Here is a 3,307-nt window from a genome sequence, read left to right on the forward strand (position 1 = left end):
TCGGAGGGAGGTCGCCATGCGTGCGGAACCGCGCTGTGCCCAATGCGACAGCGAAGAGCCCAAGATCATCTGTTTGCGAAACCCGGCGGGTGAACGCTACTGCGGACGCCTCTGCCTCTACCAAGGTCAGGCGAACTTCATTCGCTGGTTTACGCGTTCGAATGCCGAGGCCGCGTCATGACAGGCCGCTGCGGGAATCCAGGATGCAAGCGGCCGTTCGGGTTGATCCGGCATAGCTGGCACTTCGAGCAATTTTGCTCGGTGAAGTGCCGCGAAATCTACAAGCGGCAATTGGACCGCAACAGGGCCTATTGGAAGTGGCTGTATCCGTTCGCCAGGACCTGCGGCCCATCGAAGAAAATGATCTGACGCCGAGGGGCAGATTCTTGTTTTGACGCGTTTTCTTCACGCGAACCGGTCTCCATCCCGCATCTAGTGCGGGACAGGCTTCGCTCGAAAACGCTCTCATGCTCGAAGGAGCTGCCATGACGACGGTCGATGCGATGCTGATAGGAGCGATCCTCGCATGGATGCCTTCGCTCATCGTATTCCTCTATATCGTGCGCGATCTGCGAAACATGCCGAGCGAAGATCTCGACTGATCGCCTCGGAGGCAGACAAGTCGCCCGTTAGACCTCCACGCCCTCGTGGCGCAGCAGCCAGCGCTTGCGCTCGAGGCCTCCGCCATATTTGACCAGCGAGCCGTTGGCGCCGATCAGGCGGTGGCAGGGCACGACTACGCTGATCGGATTGGAGCCGTTGGCGTGGCCGACCGCGCGCATCGCGTTCGGCACTTTCAGTCTCATAGCCAGCGCGCCATAGCTCATGGTGGTGCCGTGAGGAATCTTCGGCAGCGCGTGCCAGACCTTCTGCTGGAACGGCGTGCCGGCGACGCGCCATTCGACATCCGCCAGCCGATCGAGATCGCCATTGAAGTAATCGCCGAGCGCCTTGCGCATCGCGGCCGGCGCGCGGCCGTCCCGCAAGGTAACCACACCGTAATGCAGACGCAGCAGATCGAACATCCGTCCCTCATAGTCGTCCCAGTCGAGCGCGCGCAGCACGCCGTCATCATCGGTCACCAGCAGCGCGGTGCCGATTGGGGTCTTGAGGCGGTCGAGGTTGAAGGTCTGCGCGGTCTTGCGGTCGGCCATTGTCGTCACTCTGGAAGCAGGCTGTTTGGCATACAATTCACTCCCTGCGTGCTAGCGTCCACCCGAATTCCGGTAGGAGCGTTTTCGAGCGAAGCCTGTCCCGCACTAGATGCGGGATGGACGCCGGTTCGCGTGAAGAAAACGCGTCAAAACAAGATATTGAGCTTCGGTTCTGATTCAATCAGAACCGAAGCTCTGGGGGGACCGAACAATGCTTGTGCTTGCCAATTTTCTGGTCGCGGTGGTGGCCGCGCTGCATATCTATTTCCTGATCCTCGAGATGTTCCTGTGGACCAAGCCGCTCGGGTTGAAGACCTTCCGCAACTCGATCGAGAAGGCAACCGACTCGGCGGTGCTCGCCGCCAATCAGGGACTCTATAACGGTTTCCTCGCCGCCGGACTGATCTGGGGCCTCGTGCACGGCAACGCCGCCTTTGCGTTCCAGATCAAGACATTCTTCCTGCTCTGCGTGGTCGTCGCCGGCGCCTATGGCGCCGCCACCGTCAGCCGTCGCATCCTTTATGTGCAGGCGGCTCCCGCTGCGCTGGCACTGATCCTGCTCTGGCTTGCCTGACGCGACATCGCGCGCAGGGCGCCCTGCCTTGCAATGCTCAGGGCGTTCCTCCATCATCCCCGACAACGGTGACATCCGCTGGCCCACCGCTTGCGGACAAGATCACCGGCAACATGGGAGGTCACGGACATGAGGAGCGTGCAATTGCTCGCTGCGACAGCGCTTGCCATCGCGTTGTCGGTTACATCGGCCGCCGCGCAGAAGAAGTACGACATCGGCGCGACCGACACCGAGATCAAGATCGGCCAGACCGTGCCGTTCTCGGGCCCCGCATCCGCCTATGCCGGCATCGGCAAGACCCAGGCGGCCTACCTCAAGATGATCAACGACCAGGGCGGCATCAACGGCCGCAAGCTGAACCTGATCCAGTATGACGACGCCTATTCGCCGCCGAAGGCGGTCGAGCAGGTGCGCAAGCTCGTCGAGGGCGACGAGGTCTTGTTCACCTTCCAGATCATCGGCACGCCGTCAAATGCCGCCGTACAGAAATATCTGAATGCCAAGAAGGTGCCGCAGCTGCTCGCCTCCACCGGCGCGTCGCGCTTCTCCGATCCGCAGAACGCGCCGTGGACGATCGCGTTCAACCCGAACTACCAGTCCGAAGGGCGCATCTACGCCAAATACATCCTGGCCAACCATCCGAACGCCAAGATCGGCATCTTCTACCAGAACGACGATCTCGGCCGCGACTACATCACCGGCCTGAAGAGCGGGCTCGGCGACAAGGCCGCCAGCATGATCGTCGCCGAGGTGTCCTACGAGCTGACCGACCCGACCGTCGATTCCCAGATCGTCAAGCTGAAGGCCGCCGGCGTCGATCTGCTGTACGACGCGTCGACGCCGAAATTCGCGGCGCAGGCGATCCGCAAGGTCGCGGATCTCGACTGGCACCCGGTCCACATCCTCGACATCAATGCGAGCCCGGTGTCGGCGACCTTGAAGCCGGCCGGCCTCGACATCTCCAAGGGCATCATCTCGACCAATTACGGCAAGGACCCCGCCGATCCGCAGTGGAAGGACGATCCCGGCGTGAAGGCCTATTTCGCCTTTATGGACAAGTATTATCCGGAAGGCGACAAGCTCAACACCGTCAACACCTACGGCTATTCGACGGCCGAGCTCTTGATCCAGGTGCTCAAGCAGTGCGGCGACGACCTCACCCGCGAGAACCTGATGAAGCAGGTGACCAGCCTGAAGAAGTTCGTGCCGTCGCTCGCGCTGCCGGGCATGTCGATCACCACCGGACCGAACGATTATCGCATCAACAAGCAGATGCAGATGATGAAGTTCAACGGCGAGCGGTGGGAGCTGTTCGGCCCGATCATCGAGGACACCGGCCCGGCGGGTTAGATAGCCCGCTGCGCAGCTCTTGCCACGTGTCGTCCCTGCCTAGTGCGCAATTGCGCACGGGAGCAGGGACCCATACGCCGCGGCGGGTATTGTGACGGGACTTGTCGGTTCAGCATCCCGCAACAATGACCGTTTGTGGTTGATGGTGTGGACGGCCCCCTACGGCATCAGTGTGCCAGAATGAGGTTGTGCAATCTCAAACGAGGGGACCGTCCGTGAAGCAGATTAT

At 61.4% G+C, this 3,307-nt stretch carries 4 protein-coding genes; 3 read left to right on the forward strand and 1 reads right to left on the reverse strand.

Translation table 11 applies throughout. The features are described from left to right. The coding region (locus AC628_RS44995; protein WP_210190335.1) for a hypothetical protein at nucleotides 1-181 on the forward strand (181 nt) is incomplete at its 5' end. Nucleotides 182-629: 448 nt separating this feature from the next. Here the strand turns inward: AC628_RS44995 and AC628_RS41015 are convergent. Then, the gene (locus AC628_RS41015; RefSeq protein ID WP_074132495.1) at nucleotides 630-1,154 is read right to left on the reverse strand and encodes a methylated-DNA--[protein]-cysteine S-methyltransferase; all 525 of its coding nucleotides are present in this window, start codon (nucleotides 1,152-1,154) and stop codon (nucleotides 630-632) included. Nucleotides 1,155-1,365: 211 nt separating this feature from the next. On the opposite strand from AC628_RS41015, the gene AC628_RS41020 reads away from it, so the two are divergent. Continuing rightward, a complete protein-coding gene (locus AC628_RS41020) occupies nucleotides 1,366-1,728 on the forward strand; it encodes a DUF1304 domain-containing protein (protein ID WP_074132496.1) in 363 nt (120 codons plus the stop codon). Nucleotides 1,729-1,857: 129 nt separating this feature from the next. Next, nucleotides 1,858-3,078 carry an ABC transporter substrate-binding protein gene (locus AC628_RS41025; RefSeq protein WP_050426139.1) on the forward strand — a complete coding sequence of 407 codons (1,221 nt, stop codon included), beginning with the start codon at nucleotides 1,858-1,860 and terminating at the stop codon, nucleotides 3,076-3,078. Nucleotides 3,079-3,307: the final 229 nt, after the last annotated feature.

Origin of the sequence: Bradyrhizobium sp. NAS96.2, assembly GCF_001908235.1 — a bacterium.
GTDB lineage: Bacteria > Pseudomonadota > Alphaproteobacteria > Rhizobiales > Xanthobacteraceae > Bradyrhizobium.